The organism is Azotobacter chroococcum (assembly GCF_002220155.1).
Taxonomy (GTDB): Bacteria; Pseudomonadota; Gammaproteobacteria; order Pseudomonadales; family Pseudomonadaceae; genus Azotobacter; species Azotobacter chroococcum.
Map to the genome: position 1 here is coordinate 1974576 of NZ_CP011835.1, position 17187 is coordinate 1991762.

At 64.4% G+C, this 17187-nt stretch carries 19 protein-coding genes and 3 pseudogenes; 11 read left to right on the plus strand and 11 right to left on the minus strand.

The window, feature by feature from the left end; genetic code table 11:
* Positions 1-634 precede the first annotated feature (634 nt).
* Positions 635-1066 (plus strand): annotated as a pseudogene (locus ACG10_RS24885) (AraC family transcriptional regulator ligand-binding domain-containing protein); the annotation flags it as partial.
* Positions 1067-1289: 223 nt separating this feature from the next.
* Here the strand turns inward: ACG10_RS24885 and ACG10_RS24345 are convergent.
* Complete coding sequence (locus ACG10_RS24345; RefSeq protein ID WP_408608437.1) at positions 1290-2273, minus strand: IS110 family RNA-guided transposase; 984 nt, start codon at positions 2271-2273, stop codon at positions 1290-1292.
* A 131-nt stretch (positions 2274-2404) separates the two neighbouring features.
* Positions 2405-2747 (minus strand): annotated as a pseudogene (locus tag ACG10_RS24350) (transposase); the annotation flags it as partial.
* Between the two features lie 128 nt (positions 2748-2875).
* Here ACG10_RS24350 and ACG10_RS24890 point away from each other — a divergent pair.
* Entirely contained in the window at positions 2876-3037 is a 162-nt protein-coding gene (locus ACG10_RS24890; protein ID WP_157731426.1) for a transposase, read from the plus strand.
* Here the strand turns inward: ACG10_RS24890 and tnpC are convergent.
* From tnpC to ACG10_RS09180, 7 genes and pseudogenes are all read right to left on the minus strand, one after another.
* Positions 2991-4524 (minus strand): annotated as a pseudogene (gene tnpC, locus ACG10_RS09150) (IS66 family transposase). The gene ACG10_RS24890 and the pseudogene tnpC sit on opposite strands and share 47 nt — an antisense overlap.
* A 48-nt stretch (positions 4525-4572) precedes the next feature.
* A complete protein-coding gene (tnpB, locus tag ACG10_RS09155) occupies positions 4573-4941 on the minus strand; it encodes an IS66 family insertion sequence element accessory protein TnpB (protein ID WP_157731427.1) in 369 nt (122 codons plus the stop codon).
* On the minus strand, positions 4938-5267 hold the full coding sequence (gene tnpA / locus ACG10_RS09160) for an IS66-like element accessory protein TnpA (RefSeq protein WP_089167976.1): 330 nt from the start codon (positions 5265-5267) through the stop codon (positions 4938-4940). The genes tnpB and tnpA overlap by 4 nt, the downstream gene beginning before the upstream one ends.
* 250 nt (positions 5268-5517) lie before the next feature.
* A complete protein-coding gene (gene folE, locus ACG10_RS09165) occupies positions 5518-6063 on the minus strand; it encodes a GTP cyclohydrolase I FolE (RefSeq protein ID WP_039804438.1) in 546 nt (181 codons plus the stop codon).
* 91 nt (positions 6064-6154) lie between these two features.
* Positions 6155-6715 (minus strand): Smr/MutS family protein, encoded by a 561-nt coding sequence (locus tag ACG10_RS09170; protein ID WP_089167977.1) that lies wholly within the window; start codon positions 6713-6715, stop codon positions 6155-6157.
* 52 nt (positions 6716-6767) lie between these two features.
* Positions 6768-7100, minus strand: coding sequence for a hypothetical protein (locus ACG10_RS24355; RefSeq protein ID WP_232487220.1), 333 nt, complete (start codon positions 7098-7100; stop codon positions 6768-6770).
* Positions 7101-7215: 115 nt separating this feature from the next.
* The gene (locus ACG10_RS09180) at positions 7216-7809 is read right to left on the minus strand and encodes a cysteine hydrolase family protein (RefSeq protein WP_039804433.1); all 594 of its coding nucleotides are present in this window, start codon (positions 7807-7809) and stop codon (positions 7216-7218) included.
* Between the two features lie 302 nt (positions 7810-8111).
* Here ACG10_RS09180 and prmB point away from each other — a divergent pair, with 302 nt between their 5' ends.
* Positions 8112-9032 (plus strand): 50S ribosomal protein L3 N(5)-glutamine methyltransferase, encoded by a 921-nt coding sequence (gene prmB / locus ACG10_RS09185; protein WP_089167978.1) that lies wholly within the window; start codon positions 8112-8114, stop codon positions 9030-9032.
* Here prmB and ACG10_RS09190 read toward each other — a convergent pair.
* Complete coding sequence (locus ACG10_RS09190) at positions 9029-10009, minus strand: alpha/beta hydrolase (protein WP_039804429.1); 981 nt, start codon at positions 10007-10009, stop codon at positions 9029-9031. The genes prmB and ACG10_RS09190 overlap by 4 nt on opposite strands.
* Before the next feature lie 114 nt (positions 10010-10123).
* On the opposite strand from ACG10_RS09190, the gene aroC reads away from it, so the two are divergent.
* From aroC to ACG10_RS09230, 8 genes are all read left to right on the plus strand, one after another.
* Positions 10124-11215 (plus strand): chorismate synthase, encoded by a 1092-nt coding sequence (gene aroC / locus ACG10_RS09195; RefSeq protein WP_039804427.1) that lies wholly within the window; start codon positions 10124-10126, stop codon positions 11213-11215.
* 88 nt (positions 11216-11303) lie between these two features.
* Positions 11304-12455, plus strand: coding sequence for an MFS transporter (locus ACG10_RS09200; RefSeq protein WP_089167979.1), 1152 nt, complete (start codon positions 11304-11306; stop codon positions 12453-12455).
* Positions 12452-13072, plus strand: coding sequence for a methylthioribulose 1-phosphate dehydratase (locus tag ACG10_RS09205; RefSeq protein WP_089167980.1), 621 nt, complete (start codon positions 12452-12454; stop codon positions 13070-13072). Before ACG10_RS09200 ends, ACG10_RS09205 begins: the two co-directional genes overlap by 4 nt.
* Positions 13073-13130: 58 nt before the next feature.
* Positions 13131-13676 (plus strand): 1,2-dihydroxy-3-keto-5-methylthiopentene dioxygenase, encoded by a 546-nt coding sequence (locus ACG10_RS09210; protein ID WP_039804421.1) that lies wholly within the window; start codon positions 13131-13133, stop codon positions 13674-13676.
* A 1-nt stretch (position 13677) separates the two neighbouring features.
* Positions 13678-14361: an acireductone synthase gene (gene mtnC / locus ACG10_RS09215; protein WP_089167981.1), complete on the plus strand. Its 684-nt coding sequence runs from the start codon at positions 13678-13680 to the stop codon at positions 14359-14361.
* 70 nt (positions 14362-14431) lie between these two features.
* On the plus strand, positions 14432-14632 hold the full coding sequence (locus tag ACG10_RS09220) for a PLD nuclease N-terminal domain-containing protein (RefSeq protein WP_039804417.1): 201 nt from the start codon (positions 14432-14434) through the stop codon (positions 14630-14632).
* Positions 14633-14795: 163 nt separating this feature from the next.
* On the plus strand, positions 14796-15656 hold the full coding sequence (gene speE / locus ACG10_RS09225) for a polyamine aminopropyltransferase (protein WP_089167982.1): 861 nt from the start codon (positions 14796-14798) through the stop codon (positions 15654-15656).
* Between the two features lie 158 nt (positions 15657-15814).
* On the plus strand, positions 15815-16159 hold the full coding sequence (locus tag ACG10_RS09230) for a ribonuclease E inhibitor RraB (protein ID WP_039804413.1): 345 nt from the start codon (positions 15815-15817) through the stop codon (positions 16157-16159).
* Between the two features lie 72 nt (positions 16160-16231).
* Here ACG10_RS09230 and ACG10_RS09235 read toward each other — a convergent pair whose 3' ends face one another.
* Entirely contained in the window at positions 16232-17038 is an 807-nt protein-coding gene (locus ACG10_RS09235) for a c-type cytochrome (protein WP_089167983.1), read from the minus strand.
* Between the last annotated feature and the right edge of the window lie 149 nt (positions 17039-17187).

The following is a 17187-nucleotide window of genomic DNA, read 5'->3' on the forward strand; positions in this document are numbered from 1 at the left end:
TCCTTTTTTTGTCGGAGACCCTGGCGACTCACGACTGCAAGAAGCAGCACGTAAGCTGCACAGCGTCATTGGTGTTGTGGCTCACGGGGATTGATTCTCGGGGAGGCGGAGATTTTAGGGTAGTGCCCTGCGGTGACATCGTGCTGGCTATCGGTGACACCCTTGCAGGATTTTCCGGGTGACTTTTTGGCTGCGATATGACACATCTTGTGTCGTCTATATAGGAGATCTAGCGGTTTCTGTAGTCGATAGAGGGCTTGCGTGCAGTGGACGTGGCTGTGGAGGTGATGAGTCGGATGCGGATGGAGACTGGAGAGGATGGCGATGAATGGTCATCCAGTCGTCGGAGCCATGTGTTTTGATGGTGTCACTTTCTCAGGCATGTGATGCATGGGGGCTCTCAGCCTGCCTTGGCGGGGTGGGGCGAAATTTGCTGTAGGAACTAGAATGCTCTATGCATTGGTTTCTCCACATGCGTTTGGTTTCTTGGCCCATGGAAGAGAGCGCGGAAAGGGATATGTTTACAGTCAGTGTGAGTTATGCACGGCTCGTCGAGGAGACTCTTAGGGCGGCGGGGTTGGAAATTGAAAGCCTACTTAGGGAGTCGGATTTAAACCCTCAAATTTTCAATGACATGGGCAGTTGTCGGGTCAAGGATCTTTCGAGAATCCTGAGCAGGGCGGTGCTGCAGAGCGGCAACCCGGACATAGGGCTCAAGGCCTATGGGCTGGTCAAGCCCGGCATTTACGACGTGGTGGGCTATGTGATGATGTCGAGCCCTGATTTGAAGTGCGCCTTGCAGCATCTTGTTCGTTACTGCTCGTTGATCGACAATGGCGCCGATTTTTCCCTGCATCGGGAGGGCAGTGTCTATCGCCTGAACAGTAACCGTCACGGTGGCAGCAAAGGCATACCGCGGCAGTTCCATGATATTGGGATGGCAGCCTTGATTTCCTACCTGCGTTGGTTGTGTGGGAGTTCGCAGTTCACCCCGTTGTGTGTCGAGTTTATGCATCCCGAGCCGGTTGATACGGCAGAGTACTATCGTATTCTGCGATGCCCCATGCAATTCAACTCCTCTAATTATTCCATTTTATTCGATGCAGCTCAGTTGGACTCTCCCCTGAGCACGGCAGATGCTGCCCTGGCAAGTATGCATGAGCGCTTCGCCGAGCAGCGCCTGCATGAGCAGGTCTCTCAATTGAGCACTTGGCGTGTCCAGCAGCTGATTATGGAGCGTCTGGCCAGTGGCGAACCAACCATCGAAGATATTGCGGCAGCGCTTTGCATCAGCAAGCGCACCCTGCAGCGCTGCCTGAAGAAGGAGGGCACCCAGTATAAGGACCTGCTGAATGAAACTCGTCGTGAGCAGGCCCATCTGTATCTGCGTCTTTGGCGGCTGCATGGCGTAGTACCGCCCGGGCGCCGTGGACCAACAGCTTGCGTACATAGCTGTCGCCGCGTTTGCTGATGCCCAGCAGTCGGTCTCGCCCTCCAGTGCTGTGCTGCCTTGGCGTCAGCCCCAGGGATGCCGCGAAATCACGCCCTCGGCGGAAGGCCCGGCCATCGCCCAGTGCGCCGGACAGGGCACTGGCGGTGAGCGGCCCGATGCCCCGCAAGGCCAGCAGCCGCTGGGCCACCGGATCGTCCTTGACGCTCCTGGCAATACGCTCGTCGAGGATGGCGATGCGCTCATCCAGGTAGCGGAGATCCTCGGCCAGCCCGGCGAGTAGCGCACGGAAAGCATCGGACAAGCCGTTTTCGGCATCCTCCAGCCAGCGTGGCAAAGCGCATCGCAGCCGCTGGACGCCGGTTGGGGCAACGAGGCCGTACTCGCCGATCAGGCCACGGATCTGGTTGGCCTTCGCGGTACGCTGGCCAACCAGTTCCTCGCGGATACGATGCGCGGCCTGGATATCCTGCTGGGTGGCGGTCTTGACCGCCACGAAGCGCATGCTGGGGCGGCTCATCGCTTCGCAGATCGCCTCGGCATCGACTCGGTCGTTCTTGTTGCTCTTCACGTAGGGCTTCACGAACTGAGCGGCAACGAGCTTGACGCGATAGCCACGCTGCTGGAGCTCCCGGGCCCAGTGATGCGAGGACGCACAGGCTTCCATGCCGATTTCAGCCCCGGTGGGGACCCGCTTCGATAGGGCTTCCAGCCACGTCTCGCGGGAGTATTTACCCTGCCAGTGGACCTGGTCGTGGCGGTCCACGCCATGCACATGGAACACTGACTTGGCGATATCGACACCGACCCGGGTAATGTTCATTGGGCTTCTCCTCAACCTGAAGATGGCTGGCGACTCACACCTGCCATCTTGGCGCATCGGCGCCGAGTGGGATGAGGAGGAGTCCATCCCATTGCTTTCATCCTGATTGGCCGTAGCCACAATGGCGCACACTAACGTTCGCGCTCGGCGGGCGTGAAGCGCTTGAGCAGCGTGCCGATCGCCGACCACAGAGCATCGGTCGTACGGGCGGCGGCCTTGCGCAGCAACGCCTTCAGCTTCGCGAACACCTGCTCGATGGGGTTTTGTAGGGTGGCAAATAGCGCAGCTTGGCATCTCGCACCTTAATGGCCTATCGCACGCCAGCAACCTTGTGCGAGCCGAGGTTGTGCATCACCACGATGTCTCCGGCGCCAGCGCTTGCTCGACCCGGGCGCGAAACGCTCGCCCGTTGATCGGTCCATCGAGGACCAGCGGGGCGAACAGGCCTTCGCTGCGCAGCGCACAGACGAAGGTGAGTCGAGGGAGCACGTGGTTGCACTGTAACCGTCCGGCCAAGTCATCTGGCTTGAACCCGCCAGGCTAAGAGAGGGTGTCCACCTATTTATCGTGGACACCATTTCAAGGCTTTCAAGCGGGGAATCATGCAGCGACGTTCTTATTCCAAGGCCTTCAAGGCGCAGGTCGTGCAGGAGTGCAGCCTGCCCGGCAACTCGGTTGCCAGCGTGGCCCTGAGCCACGGCAGTAAGCGGCTGGGGATTACACCTTGCTGGCAGGCATCCAGTTGTGCGGCAGCAGCTCGGTGAGCCCACTGGCCTTCTGCGTCGGCAGCCGGGTCAGCACATCTTTCAGATAGGCATACGGATCATGGCCGTTCAACCGCGCTGACTGAGTCAGTGTCATGAGCGCAGCCGCACGTTTGCCGCTGCGCAGCGAGCCGGCGAACAGCCAGTTCGCACGGCCGATGGCCCACGGGCGGATCTGGTTTTCACACCCGTTGTTGTCGATGGCGACCATGCCGTCATCGAGATAGCGCACCAGGGCCGTCCAGCGCTTGAGGCTGTAGTCGAGTGCCTTGGCGATGGCCGTGCCTTCATGCACCAACCGGCGCTGGGCGAGCATCCAGCCGTGCAGGGCATCGGCGATGGGCTTGGCTTTTTCCTGGCGTATTCGCTGTCGCTCATCGGGCAGCAAGTCGTGTACCTCGCGCTCGACGTCATACAGCCGACCGATGTGGCGCAGGGCCTGTTCAGCCAGTTGGCTCTGGTTCGCGACATGCAGGTCGTAGAACTTGCGCCGGGCATGGGCCATGCAGGCGATCTCGGTCACGCCCTGCTCGAAGCAGGCCTTGTAACCGGCGAAGTCGTCGCAGACCAGCTTGCCTTTCCAGTCGCCCAGGAAGGTGCGGACATGCTCGCCGGCACGGCTGGGGCTGAAGTCGTAGACGGCTGCGCGCAGCCCGGCGAACGGGCTGGGAACGTAGGCCCAGACGTAGGCGCGCTGGGTTTTCTTCATGCCCGGCGCGAGCATCTGCACCGGGGTCTCGTCGGCATGGCCGACGTTCTGCTCCAGGACCCTGTCCCGCAGCGCATCGACCAGCGGTTGCAGCTGTACGCCGCAGCGGCCGACCCACTGCGCCAGGGTCGAGCGCGGGATGGCCAGGCCGGCCCGGGCGAAGATCCTTTCCTGCCGGTACAGGGGCAGATGATCGGCGAACTTGGCCACCATGACCTGGGCCAGCAGCCCGGCGGTCGGGATGCCCTTGTCGATCACCTGGGCCGGAACCGGCGCCTGGATCAGGGTTTCGCACCGCTCGCAGACCCATTTGCCGCGGATATGCCGCTCCACCGTGAAGACGCCCGGGGTGTAGTCGAGCTTTTCGCTGACATCTTCACCGATGCGCTTGAGCTGGCAGCCGCAGGAGCACTGCGTGTTGTCCGGCTCGTGATGGATCAGCGTGCGGGGGAACTGCGGCGGCAAGGCCGTGCGCCTGGGCTGCCGGCGTGGCTCGGCAGCGGCGGGAGCCGGAGCCAGTTCCTCGAGCTCGGCTTCGATGGCTGCGATATCGGTATCGAGCAGATCGTCCAGCAGGCTGAGCTGGGCAGCACCGAGCTGCTCGCTGCGCCGGGCAAACCGATGCCGCTTGAGGACGGCAATTTCGTGAGCCAGCTGATCGCCGCGGGTCTTGTGATAGTGGACTTGCTGGTCGAGGCGTGGCGACACGCTGCGTCAACTGCGCCGCCAGTTCGCGCAGTTGCTCGGGCGTCAGATGATCGAAGCAGGCAGAAGTCATGGCGCCGAGTGTGCCTGCCTTGACCGCTATCGACGATAGGCCGTTCGGTCAATTGCGCGGCAGGCACCACCTGACGGCCAACCATAAAAGGCGGATTTCGGCCCCCGATCCGACCCGCTGCCAGGGCAGCCCGACCACCAGGGCCTGAAGCTGCTCGGCGCTCAGTTCAAGCTGGGCCCCCTGCCAGCTGCCTGGCCAGACGAAGCGGCCCCGGCTCAGCCGGCGCGAGGCCAGCCAGACACCGAAACCATCGTGAACCAGCATTTTCATGCGGTTGGCTCGTTTGTTGGCGAACAGGTAGGCGTTGTGCGGCTTCGCCGCACCGAAGACCGCCACCACCCTGGCCAGGGCCGTTTCCGTTCCGGCCCGCATGTCCAGCGGTTCGGTGGCGAGCCAGATGGCATCGATGCGGATCATTGCAGGAGCTCGCGCACGAACCGGGCACAGCCTTCGGCATCGCCCGCCGGCCAGTGCACGGTCAGGCTTGTACGGCGATGGGGAATCTCGATGCGGATCTCCGCCTGGTCGGAAGTCGCCGACTGAACCAGCGGCTCCAGCGCCACCGGGAGAAAGGCGGGCACTGCTTCGGGCGGCGGAGGGCAGGCTGCCAGTCTTCTCCAGCGATGAACCACATGGGTATTGATGCCGTGGCTCAGGGCCACGCTGGCAACCGAGTTGCCGGGCAGGCTGCACTCCTGCACGACCTGCGCCTTGAAGGCCTTGGAATAAGAACGTCGCTGCATGATTCCCCGCTTGAAAGCCTTGAAATGGTATCCACGATAAACAGGTGGACACCCTCTCTTAGCCTGGCGGGTTCAAGCCAGATGACTTGGCCGGACGGTTACGTTGCACTGGACTCCAGCGCTGATCAGGCCCAGCCGCTGTCGCGCCCAAGCCCGCAACACGTAGGACTCGCTCACCGCAAGGCGTTCGGCCACCTCGGAGATCGAGCCGTTGGCCGCCAGCACCCGATCGCTGATCCTGCCCGTAAGCTCAGTTGATCAGGCTGAGAAATTCGCTGCGAGTAGCTGCATTGCTGCGGAAGTGGCCAAGCATGACCGAGGTGACCATAGTGGAGTTCTGTTTCTCCACGCCGCGCATCATCATGCACATATGTTGCGCTTCGATCACCACTCCAACGCCCGAAGCTCCAGTGACCTGCTCCACGGCTTCGGCAATCTGGCGGGTAAGGTTCTCCTGAATCTGCAGGCGTCGTGCATACATGTCGACGATGCGGGCGACCTTCGACAAGCCTAGAACCTTGCCATTGGGTAGATAGGCTACGTGTGCCTTGCCGATGAACGGCAGCATGTGATGCTCGCAGAGCGAGTACAGCTCGATGTTTTTCACCATCACCATTTCGCTGTTGTCCGAGCTGAACAGGGCGCCGTTGACAACTTCCTCGAGAGTCTGTTGATAGCCGCGGCAGAGGTACTGCATGGCTTTGGCTGCGCGCTTGGGCGTGTCGACCAGGCCTTCACGGGAAATGTCCTCGCCGAGGTGGGCGAGAATCGCGGTGTACTGCTGTTCCAGGGACATGGATATTCCTGCGAGAGCTTTTAGATAAGATACACGAGCGTGCAGGTTAGGGGGGGGCGACGAGGCTTGCAAGCACGCTGGCGGGCTCCTGCTATTCGTCGCGTCCGTCAAGCATGGTGCGTTTGAGCAGTACATAGACAGCGCCGGTGCCGCCATGGCGGGGCAGGCAGGAGGCAAAGCCGAGCACCTGCGGATGCTGGCGCAGCCAAGTGTTGACGTGACTCTTGACCATAGGTCGCCTGCCGTCCAGGCGGGCAGCCTTGCCATGGGTGACACGCACGCAGCGCACTTCCAGCCTGGTAGCTTCAGCGAGAAAGCCCCAAAGTGTTTCGCGGGCTTTCTCCACCGTCATGCCATGCAGATCTAGGCTACCCTCGAAGGTGATCTGTCCAGCCCGGAGCTTGCGCATCTGGCCCTCCTGAACGCCGTCACGTGCCCAATGGAGGTCATCTTCGGCAGCCACATCGATGACGAACTGATCGGACAGGCCGTCGACTTTCTGCACTTCGACCTGTTGCATGGCGGCTTGGCGGCGACTGGCGATTTGCCGATGGTCGCGCTGGGGAGCGCCGGTATCGGCGCGATCATCCTGGCGCAGCGGCTTGACGCCATGAAGGGCAGATTGGAACAGAGAAAAATCGTCATCGGACATGGGCTGGCCTCCGCGAAGGACACCTAGTGTAACCAATGGATGCCCTCTGGCGTCAGCCGTGCTTTTTTCGTGCGCCAGTGGAAGGACTGGGGTGTCGCGCGGATCGCAGGCCGCGGCGGCAAATGCGCCAGGCTCGGATGCCCGCCCAGAGCAGCAGAAGGCCGAGGGCCAGGAGGAGAGCGGCAAGGCCGAAGGATAGGGCAGGGTCGTCGATGTCTGGTCCGGGAGCTGGGGCCCGGCCAAGCAGGGAGGCGGTGCCAGCCATGGCGAGCATTATGCCCAATGAGGCAAGCAGTGCCGCAAGCGCAGCGCCAAGGTGCCAGCGACCAATCCGTAGTCTGTTCGCGCTTGTCTGAGGGGGGGTGGATTCGTCGGGCGACTTCATTGAGAACTCCTCCGCTGAGGTCTTGGCCCGAGGCCTGCTCGACAACCGGCAGTACAGTTTGTCGCCGAGCATGGAATGCCTGCCGCCGGTGCTCTGCTCTGGTTGAGCGGTTGAACTAGAGCAGTGCCTTCGTATTGGGTACTACGGCCGCAAAGTTGTCGGCGAGACTGGCGATCTCGATACGGTGGACCTGCTCGGCACTGATGGTTCCGCTCGGGCTTGGCAGGTCACGGGTGGCGCAGGCCTGGTCCACCAGGGTGCAACGATACCCGTAGTCCTTGGTAGCGCGCACCGTGCTGCTGATGCTGGAGTGGGTCATGAAACCGCAGACGATCAGGTCCAGGCGACCGATTGCTTGCAGCCGATCGTGCAGGTCGGTACCGGAGAAGGCGTTCGGCAAGCGCTTCTCTACGACGATTTCCCCTGGCAGCGGGGCGACTTCCGGGATGGGCTGGCCACGCGTGCCCTGTGGATCGAGAAAGCCTCCGGGAATGCCGAGGTGCTTCACATGCACCACCGGAGTGCCTGCGGCACGGGCGGCAGCCAGCAGGCTGGCGATTTCTGCAACCGCAGATTCGAGCCCGGGCAGGCGCAGGACGCCACTGCGATACTCTTCCTGCGCATCAATGATGAGCAGGGTGGCATTCTTCAGATGGGCCGGTGCAAAGCTGCGGCCCGTGATCTGCATCAGGGTTTGTGGTTGGGGCATGGTGGCTCCTCCATGGAAAACGGCGCAGATTGTCTCCTTCCTGCCGGCAGAAGTGAATCAATATCACCTTAAGTCTACGAGATGGGGGTGAGGGCTGGGCTCCGGGTACCGATTGAGCCGGCACTGGCTATAGATGCTTCAGGCTCGTCGCAGCAAGCCTGGCTGAGCCCCTGGAGTTTCGGTCTGCCGCAGCGGAGTCAATCAGCCAACCGCCACGGATCTCTATGCGGGCATGGCCTGATCCTGCCGTGGCAAGTCCTGCCGCCTGCTAACATGCCCGCTTTTGGGCTTGGAGATCCCCCATGTCAGCTATTCCGACCCGCCTGCGCACCCTGCGCGATTATATTCGCTGGGCGGTCAGCCGTTTTCATGCCGAAGAGCTGTATTTTGGCCACGGCACCGACAATGCCTGGGACGAGGCGCGCCAACTGGTGCTCGGTGCCCTGCATCTGCCGTGGGAAATGGCCGATGGCTATCTGGACTGTCGCCTCGAGGAGGATGAGTGCATGCATCTCGGCACTCTGCTCCAGCGTCGCATCGAGGAACGTATCCCGGCCGCTTATCTGCTCGGCGAGGCCTGGTTCTGCGGTCTTCCGTTCCTGGTTGACGAGCGGGTGCTGGTACCGCGCTCGCCCATCGCCGAACTGATCGGCCAGCGCTTCGCGCCCTGGTTGCCGCACGAGCCGGCAAGGATTCTCGACCTCTGCACCGGTTCCGGCTGCATCGGCATCGCCTGTGCCTACGAATTTCCCGAGGCCGAAGTGGTGCTGGCCGACCTGTCCTTCGATGCGCTCGAGGTGGCCAATCGGAACATTGAGCGCCATGGCCTCGACGAGCGTGTCTATACCGTACAGGGCGATGGTTTCGCCGGTCTGCCGGGGCAGCGCTTCGACCTGATCGTCTCCAACCCCCCCTATGTGGATGCCGAGGACTTTGCCGACATGCCGAAGGAATACCATCACGAGCCGGCCATGGGGCTGGCCTGTGGCGAGGATGGCCTGGACCTGGTGCGGCGCATGCTGGCCGAGGCGGCCGACCACCTGACCGAGCGGGGCGTGCTGATCGTCGAGGTGGGCAACAGCCAGGTGCATGTGGAGGCGCTCTATCCGGAGGTGGATTTCACCTGGCTGGAGTTCAACCAGGGCGGGCATGGCGTTTTCCTGCTGGCTGCCGCCCAGTGCCGCGAATATCAGGAGCTGTTCCGCGCACGGCTTCAGGCCTAGTTGTTTGATCCCTGGTGTCCGGGTGCACTCGGCTGCTCGTCCCGCAGGATGAAGTCGCCGATTGCCTGGCCCAGGGCGCTGGCCAGCGGCAGTTCCGGCTTGTCGTAGGAGGGCAGCTGGCGTTGCGCATCCGCCGGGACGATGCGCAACACATGGTTCATGCCGTCGATCGCCAGCAACTCGGCGTCGGGCTTGGCGGTCTTGAGAGCCTCGGCATCCTTCATGCCGACCTGGATATCGTGGCGTCCCTGGACGATCAGCGCCGGGATGCGCAGCCGGGCGAAGGCCGCCGCCGGGTCCTGGCGAAACAGCGAGATCAGGTAGGGTTGCACGCTGGGGCGAAACAGCACTACGAGCGGCTCGGGAATCCGCTCGTGGGTGCGTCCCGCCTTGAGCTCCTCGATCAGCGCCGCACTGAAGGCCAGCAGGGGCGGCGGCAGGCGTGTGCTCAGCTGTTCCATCAGCACCTGGTCGATCGGCCGGCCGCTGCCGGCGATGGAAACCAGCGCGGCGGCGCCGGCCTGTTCGGCAGCCAGGCTGGCGATCAGCGCGCCTTCGCTGTGACCGATCACTACCAGCCGGGAAAAACGCGGGTCGGCGCCCAGCTTGCGCCCCCAGGCAGCGGCATCGGCAACGTAGCCTTCCACGCTCAGCATCCGCTCGTCCGGTGCGGCGGGCAGGCTGGCGGCGACGCCGCGCTTGTCGTAGCGCACGCTGGCGATGCCGCGCTGGGCCAGGGCCTCGGCCAGGCGCTTGAGGCTGTCGTTGCGTCCGGCCGGATTGTTGCCGTTGCGGTCGGTGGGGCCGGAGCCGGCGATCAGCAGAGCCACCGGGACGGGCTTGTCGCTTTGCGGCAGTAGCAGCGAGCCGTACAGTACGCCGCTCGGAGTCGCCAGCTCGATGGGCCGGTGCAGGATGGTCCGGGCGTGGGCGGAGCCCGTCGCAAGGAGCAGAAACAGCAGGAATACTCGCAGCATGCTGGACCGCTATGGCGGCGCGCCGGCTGGCGCGGGGTGCGGAGGATGAACTGGCAGGGCCCCCTAGGTATACTCGCACACCTTCGATCTGGCTGATTGTTCGCGGAGCCCTGCATGTCCGGCAATACCTACGGCAAGCTGTTCACTGTCACCACTGCCGGCGAGAGCCACGGCCCGGCCCTGGTCGCCATCGTCGACGGCTGCCCGCCCGGGTTCGAGCTTTCGGCTGCCGACCTGCAGCGCGACCTCGACCGGCGCAAGCCCGGCACCAGCCGCCACACCACCCAGCGCCAGGAGGACGACGCGGTGGAAATCCTCTCCGGCGTGTTCGAGGGCAAGACCACCGGCTGTCCGATCGGCCTGTTGATCCGCAACACCGACCAGAAGTCCAAGGACTACTCGGCGATCAAGGACCTGTTCCGTCCGGCCCACGCCGACTACACCTATCATCACAAGTACGGCATCCGCGACTATCGCGGCGGCGGGCGCAGCTCGGCGCGCGAAACCGCCATGCGCGTGGCGGCCGGCGCCATCGCCAAGAAGTACCTGGCGACCCAGGGGGTAGTGGTGCGCGGCTACATGAGCCAGCTCGGCCCGATCGAGATTCCCTTCAAGAGCTGGGAGTCGGTGGAAGAGAACGCCTTCTTCAGTCCCGATCCGGACAAGGTGCCGGAGCTGGAAGCCTACATGGATCAGCTGCGTCGTGACGAGGATTCGGTAGGCGCCAAGATCACCGTGGTCGCTGAAGGCGTGCCGCCGGGTCTGGGCGAGCCGATTTTCGACCGTCTGGATGCCGAGCTGGCCCATGCGCTGATGAGCATCAACGCGGTCAAGGGTGTGGAGATCGGCGCCGGCTTCGCTTGTATCGCCCAGCGCGGCACCGAGCACCGCGACGAGCTGACCCCGGACGGCTTTCTGTCCAACAATGCCGGCGGCATCCTCGGCGGCATTTCCTCGGGCCAGCCGATCGTCGCCCACCTGGCGCTCAAGCCGACCTCCAGCATCACCACCCCCGGCCGTTCCATCGACATCCACGGCAATCCCGTGGAAGTGATCACCAAGGGCCGCCACGACCCCTGCGTCGGCATCCGCGCCACGCCGATCGCCGAGGCGATGATGGCCATGGTGCTGATGGACCACCTGCTGCGCCACCGTGCGCAGAACGCCGGGGTCAGCGTCAACACGCCGGTGCTGCCACAACTGTGAAGCGAACGGTCGGTTGGAGTGAGTGCAGCGATAGCCAACGCTCGAGGCCCTGGGTATCGCTGCGCTCAACCCGGGCTACTGTCAGACCATGACCCCCGCGTTGCCCTACTGGCGCCTCTCCGGCTTCTATTTCTTCTACTTCGCCCTGCTCGGCGCGACGGCGCCGTTTTTCTCGCTGTATTTCGACCACCTGGGCTTTTCCGCCGCGCGCATTGGCGAGTTGCTGGCGATTCCCATGCTGATGCGCTGCCTGGCGCCGAACCTGTGGGGCTGGCTGGGCGATGCGAGCGGCCGGCGGCTGGCCATCGTGCGCTTGGGCGCGGTCTGCACGCTGGGCTCCTTCGCGCTGATCTTTGTCGGCCAGAGCTACGCCTGGCTGGCGCTGGTGATGGCCCTGCACGCCTTCTTCTGGCATGCCGTGCTGCCGCAGTTCGAGGTGATCACCCTGGCCCATCTGCGCGAACAGTCGGCGCGCTACAGCCAGCTGCGCCTGTGGGGCAGCATCGGTTTCATCGTTGCCGTGGTCGGGCTCGGCCAGCTGTTCGAATGGGTCGGCTTGGCCATCTTCCCCTGGGTGATCGTGCTGATCATGGGCGGCATCGTCCTCGGCAGTTGCTGGGTGCCCAATGCCCAGCCGGAGCTTCGGGCGGGCCTGGAGGGGCAGGGCGGTTTTCTCGCCCAGCTGCGCCGCCCGGGGGTGCTGGCCTTTTATGCCTGCGTGGCGCTGATGCAGCTGAGCCACGGCCCCTACTACACCTTCCTCAGCCTCCATCTGGAGAACCTGGGCTACGGCCGCGGGCTGATCGGCCAGCTCTGGGCCCTCGGTGTGCTGGCGGAGATCCTGCTGTTCCTGGCGATGGCTGCACTGCTGCGACGCTTCTCCCTGCGCCAGCTGCTGCTGGCCAGCTTCCTGCTGGCCGCGCTGCGCTGGCTGCTGCTGGGCAATCTGGCCGAGCATCTGCTCGTTCTGCTGCTCGCCCAGCTGATGCATGCGGCGACCTTCGGCTGTTTCCATGCCTCGGCCATCCACTTCGTGCAGCGCAGTTTCGGCGCCCGCCAGCAGGGACAGGGCCAGGCCCTGTATGCGACCCTGTCCGGGGTCGGCGGCGCCCTCGGAGCGCTGTATTCCGGCTACAGCTGGACGAGCCTCGGTCCGGCCTTGACCTTCGCCTTGGCCAGCCTGGCGGCGCTGGCCGCCGCCATCATCGTCGCCACCCGTTTGAGAGAGGAGAGGCCATGAGCCTGACCCGCGCACAACTTGCCCAGCAGATCATCGAGGCCGGGCGCTTCCTGTACGGTCGCGGCTGGTCGCCGGCGACCAGCAGCAACTATTCGGCGCGGCTGTCGCCCGGCGAGGCGCTGCTCACCGTTTCCGGCAAGCACAAGGGCCAGCTCGGCGAGGACGACGTGCTGGTCACCGACATGGCCGGCAACAGCCTGGAGCCGGGCAAGAAGCCCTCGGCCGAGACCCTGCTGCACACCCAGCTGTACACTTGGAAGGCAGAGATCGGCGCGGTGCTGCACACCCATTCGGTGAACGCCACCGTGCTCTCCCGGCTGACCCTGAGCGACTCCCTGGTGTTCGCCGACTATGAGTTGCAGAAAGCCTTCGCCGGCATCACCACCCACGAGTGCCAGGTCTGCGTGCCGGTCTTCGACAATGATCAGGACATCGCCCGCTTGGCCCGCCAAGTGCAGCCCTGGCTGGACGAGCATCCCGACTGCGTCGGCTACCTGATCCGCGGCCACGGCCTCTACACCTGGGGGGCCAGCATGAGCGATGCCCTGCGCCAGGTGGAGGCCTTCGAGTTCCTCTTCGACTGCGAACTGCAAATGCGTGCCCTGCAGCGCGTCTGAGCCGACTGGCCAGCGCCGCGTCTGCCCGGCCGGCCCCACGAACAAGGAGATCTGCCCCATGAGTTCCCTGAGCGTCTACCGTGACGACCATCCCGCCCAGCCCTACAAGATCCTCAATCATGGCGAGGACATCACCGCCACCCTGGCCAAGGTCGGCGTGCGTTTCGAGCGCTGGCAGGCCGAGGCGCCGATCGCTCCCGGCGCCAGCCAGGAGGAGGTGCTCGCCGCCTACCGCACGCAGATCGAGCGGCTGAAGGCCGAGGGCGGCTACGTCGCCGTCGACGTGGTCAGCCTGACCGACCGGCACCCAGAGAAGGATCAACTGCGCGCCAAGTTCCTCGACGAGCACATCCACGGCGAAGACGAGGTGCGCTTCTTCGTCGCCGGGCGCGGGCTGTTCTCGCTGCATGTCGGCGACGAGGTGTACGCCATGCTCTGCGAGCGCAACGACCTGATTTCGGTGCCGGCCGGCACCCGTCACTGGTTCGACATGGGCGAGCATCCGCACTTCGTCTGCATCCGTCTGTTCAACAACCCGGAAGGCTGGGTTGCCCAGTTCACCGGCGACCCCATCGCCCACCGTTTTCCCGAGCTGGAAGACTGACATGCCGATCCGAGCCATCCTCACCGACATCGAAGGCACCACCAGTGCGGTCAGCTTCGTCTTCGACGTGCTGTTCCCCTATGCCCGGGAGCACCTGCCGGCGTTCGTCCGCGCGCATGCCGGCGAGGCGGAGGTCGCCGCCCAACTCGAGGCCGTGCGTGCCGAGAGCGGCGAGACGGACGCTGATGTCGAGCGGGTCATCGAGATCCTCCTCGGCTGGATCGCCGAGGATCGCAAGGCCACGCCGCTCAAGGCGCTGCAGGGCATGGTCTGGGAGCAGGGCTATCGCGCCGGCCAGCTCAAGGGGCATGTCTATCCTGATGCCGTGGCCGCGCTGCGTCGCTGGAAGAGCGGGGGATACGACCTCTACGTGTACTCCTCCGGCTCGATCCAGGCGCAGCGTCTGATCTTCGGCTGCTCGGAGGCCGGCGACCTGTCGCCGCTGTTCTCCGGCTACTTCGACACCACCAGCGGGCCCAAGCGCGAGGCGGCGTCCTATGCGCGCATCGCCGAGGCCATCGGCCGCCCGGCGGGGGAGATCCTGTTTCTCTCCGACGTGGTGCAGGAGCTCGACGCCGCCCGTGCGGCCGGTATGTGCACCTGCGGCCTGGCGCGCGAGGGTGGCGAACTGGCCGGGCACCCGGCCGTGGTCAGCTTTGCGGCGATCGAGCCGACGGCTTTTTGAAACGGCGCTGAACCATCGCCAAGCCGCGCCATCCTAACTAGGTAACTGATCCTGGAAAGGAGTGCATCCGATGGATGTCCTTCGCGGCCTTTTGAGTCTGATTATCCTGGCGCTGGATATCTGGGCCATCGTCCACGTCGTGCGCAGCCGGACTGACACGACCAAGAAAGTGCTCTGGGTGCTGCTGATTGCCGTTCTGCCGGTCCTCGGCCTGATCATCTGGGTCTTTATGGGGCCGCGCAGCGCCAACTCCAGTGCAGGGTTGCGCTGAGGCAGCGGCAGGCTGCTGGTGCTTCCGCCCGAAGACCGCTCTCTGGCGCGGCAAGGTTCCAACTGTCATCCCGGCCAACGTAGAATGCGCCCCTTTGCGCAGACCCGGCCCGCAGAGCCGGGGGCCAGCGTTCCAGTCAGCCAGCTTCAGGGGAAGCCGAGCCATGAGCGACTATCAGGAAACTCTCTACGACGGATACGGTCAGCGTTTTCGCATGGACAAGCTGCTCCATGAGGTACGCACCGAACATCAGCACCTGGTGATCTTCGAGAATGCCCGCATGGGCCGGGTGATGGCCCTGGATGGGGTGATCCAGACCACCGAGGCCGATGAGTTCATCTACCACGAGATGCTCACCCATGTGCCGATCCTCGCCCACGGCGCGGCGCGGCGCGTGCTGATCGTCGGCGGCGGCGACGGCGGCATACTGCGCGAGGTGTGTCGGTACCGGAGTGTCGAGCACATCACCATGGTAGAGATCGATGCCACCGTGGTGGACATGTGCAGGGAATTCCTGCCCAACCACTCCAGGGGCGCCTTCGAGGATCCGCGCCTGAACCTGGTGATCGACGACGGCATGCGCTTCGTCGCCACCACCGAGGACAAGTTCGACGTCATCATTTCCGACTCCACCGATCCCATCGGTCCGGGCGAGGTGCTGTTCTCCGAGAACTTCTACCAGGCCTGCCGGCGCTGCCTGAACGACGGCGGCATCCTGGTCACCCAGAACGGCACGCCCTTCATGCAGCTGGGTGAAGTGCAGACCACCGCGCAGCGGATGAACGGCCTGTTCGCCGACTGGCATTTCTACCAGGCCGCGGTGCCGACCTACATCGGCGGCGCCATGACCTTCGCCTGGGGTGCCTGCGACGCCGCCTCGCGCCGGGTGCAGCTGGACATCCTGCGCCAGCGCTTCGCCGGCAGCGGCATCGTGACCCGCTACTACAACCCGGAAATCCACCAGGGCGCCTTCGCCCTGCCGCAGTACGTGCTGCAGGCTGTCGGCAAACCCGGCAACTGCTGAGGCCGCCTCCTGTCGAATCGCCCGACGGATCTGCCGATCCGCTAGGCCGCCAGCCGGGGATGGGGCTATCCTACGGAGGCGGCGGCGGATTTCAGCTGTCGCGTTTTTCCGAAACAGCTGCATATCAACCGATTCATCATTGAGAGGGGGTCGTTTTCATGAGCAACAACACCTTCCCGGATGATGTCAGCGGCGTCGTGTTGCGCCGCATGAAGGAGGGCGGATTCGACTTTGCCCGCGTCCACCCCATCGAGTTCTACGCCATCTTCCCCGACGAGGAGCGGGCCCGCATGGCGGCCAGAAATTTTCGCGGCGAATCCCTGAGGACGGAGGTGTCTGCCCGTGATGACGGTGCCTGGCACCTGCAGGTGAGCAAGGTGATGTATGCCACCTACTCCGGCATCGACAACTTCGAGCATGACCTCGAGTCCGTGGTGCTGCCTCTGGGTGGCGTGCTCGATGGCTGGGGGGTTACCCAGGAAGCCGCCTATTCCGGTCTTTAGGTCCTTCGCGCCGGCCAATCCCTGGCCGGCGTTCCACCCCCGCCCGACTTTCCCCGATCTCGCTCCGCCCGTTCATCGGGAGCCGGCCTTGCGCCCGGCCATGTGGCGCAGGTAGGCCAGCAGGCGATCCAGTTCATCCTCGGCGAGAACCTCCGCGGAAAAGCCCGGCATGCGTCCCTGCGACCACTGGCGCAAGCCCTGCGGGTCGCGGATGTAGCGGCGCAGGAAGGCCTCGTGAAAGTACTCGGTGGGGTTGTACGGCAGGTTCAGGTCAGGCCAGAACCGGGCATCGCCCTGGCCGTTCAGTCGGTGGCAGGCCAGGCAGTGCTTCTGGAACAGCACGAGGCCGGCCTGGATGGAGGCATCGGCGTCGGCGGCCGGCAGCAGCGCCGGGAAGCGCTCGGCGAGCGGGGCGAGCAGGCGAATCCGGGCGATCTGGAAGGGCCACTGCTCGGGGCCTATGTCGCCCGCCTGGGGATCGCTCCAGACCAGATAGAAGGGGCCGGCACTGGCCTTGTGTTCGCCCAGCTCCGGCCAGGGGGCGGCAGGGTCCTCGATGGCCAGCCAGGCACGGGCGCCATCCTCACGCAGCAGGGGAGCGGCCGGCAGTTCGGCGGCGAAGCCGTCCAGCGCCAAGGCCTGCAGGTGATCGCCGGGGCGTACGCCCTCGAGGAGTACGGCCAGCGGCAGTGCACGATAATGCATCTCCCGCCGGTAGGTCGGGTCGGCGGGAATCGACAGGCTGCGTGTCTGCGGATGGGCAAGCAGCTCGGCGCTGGACCAGCGGCGCGAACCTCCGGGCAGCTCGAGGATCAGCTCGGCGGCGGCCAGCGGCAGGCTGGCGATCAGCAGGAAGGCGAGGATGGCGAGATGGCGCATGGGGGCATCCTTGAAGTAGCAGTCGTCTCTGGCAGACAAGGGGCTGTATGCTCGATTTTCATGAGCGGCAATCGGAGCCGCCAGCAGACTGGAGGCAGTGCCGCCGCCGAAAGGCGGCCGTGTTCGAACGGCCCGATCTGCTCCTGCCA